This window comes from Acidovorax sp. KNOB132 (assembly GCF_057541515.1).
Map to the genome: position 1 here is coordinate 1 of NZ_BAAJYT010000521.1, position 1,312 is coordinate 1,312.

Genomic DNA, 1,312 nt, shown 5'->3' on the forward strand with positions numbered 1-1,312 from the left:
CGTGAAGGCCATCGATTTCTCCATGCGCATGCAGGACATTGCCTAGCAGCCGGCGGCCCACTTCTAAGACCCTGAATACTGCCTTGGCGCCGCCGCCTTTCGCGGCCGCAAAGACCCCACCCCATGACGACCCCACCGCCATCAAGGACGTGGAGTACGAGCAGCCCGAAGACGGCGCCGTCTGCTCCACGAAGTTCGCCTGGGCCCGCGTGCCTGCCGAGCCCTCGCCCACCGAACGCGCCGCGCTCAAGGACCGCATCCGGCGGCTGCTGCGCGAGAAGAACGCCGTCATGGTGTCGCACTACTACGTGCACCCGGACCTGCAGGACCTCGCCGAGGAAACCGGCGGGCTGGTCAGCGATTCGCTGGAGATGGCGCGCTTCGGGCGCGACCATGCCGCGCAGACGCTGGTGGTCTCGGGCGTGCGCTTCATGGGCGAGACGGCCAAGATCCTGTCGCCCGAGAAGACCGTGCTCATGCCCGACCTGGATGCCACCTGCTCGCTCGACCTGGGCTGCCCCGCCGATGCGTTCAGCGCGTTCTGCGATGCGCACCCCGACCGCACCGTGGTCGTCTACGCCAACACCAGCGCGGCGGTGAAGGCGCGCGCCGACTGGCTCGTCACCTCCAGTTGCGCGCTGGAGATCGTGGGCGCGCTCAAGGCGGCGGGCCACCGGATCCTGTGGGCGCCCGACCGCCACCTGGGCGCCTACATCCAGCAGCAGACCGGCGCCGACATGCTGTTCTGGAACGGCGCCTGCATCGTGCACGACGAGTTCAAGGCCGAAGAGCTGCAGGCGCTGAAGGCGGCGCACCCGCAGGCGAAGGTGCTGGTGCACCCCGAGAGCCCCGCCGACGTGGTGGCGCTGGCCGATGCCGTGGGCTCGACCTCCGCCATCCTGAAGGCCGCGCGCGAGATGGACGCGCGCGAATTCATCGTGGCGACCGACAACGGCATGATGCACAAGCTGCGCGCGCTCAACCCGGGCAAGACCTTCCACGAGGCCCCCACGGCCGGCAATAGCGCCACCTGCAAGAGCTGCGCGCACTGCCCCTGGATGGCCATGAACGGCCTGGCCGACGTGGCCCGCGTGCTGGAAACCGGTGCCAACGCCATCCACGTGGACCCGGCGCTCATCCCGCGCGCGCGCCAGCCCATCGACCGCATGCTGGCCTTCACCGCCGCGCTCAAGGGCGGGCAGCCCCTGGGCGCGCTGGTGCCCCACATCGGCGCGGCATGAAGCGCACCGGCATGGCATCGATTTGCTATTAATTAAATAGCAATCCAGGCATGATTTTTCTAGGGCATGGG

1 protein-coding gene is annotated in these 1,312 nt (G+C 68.6%); it reads left to right on the plus strand.

Annotated features, from left to right (window positions below; all coding sequences use genetic code 11):
• Positions 1–140: 140 nt before the first annotated feature.
• Positions 141–1,241: a quinolinate synthase NadA gene (nadA, locus tag AC27IO_RS24305; RefSeq protein WP_498741224.1), complete on the plus strand. Its 1,101-nt coding sequence runs from the start codon at positions 141–143 to the stop codon at positions 1,239–1,241.
• The last annotated feature ends 71 nt before the right edge of the window (positions 1,242–1,312 follow it).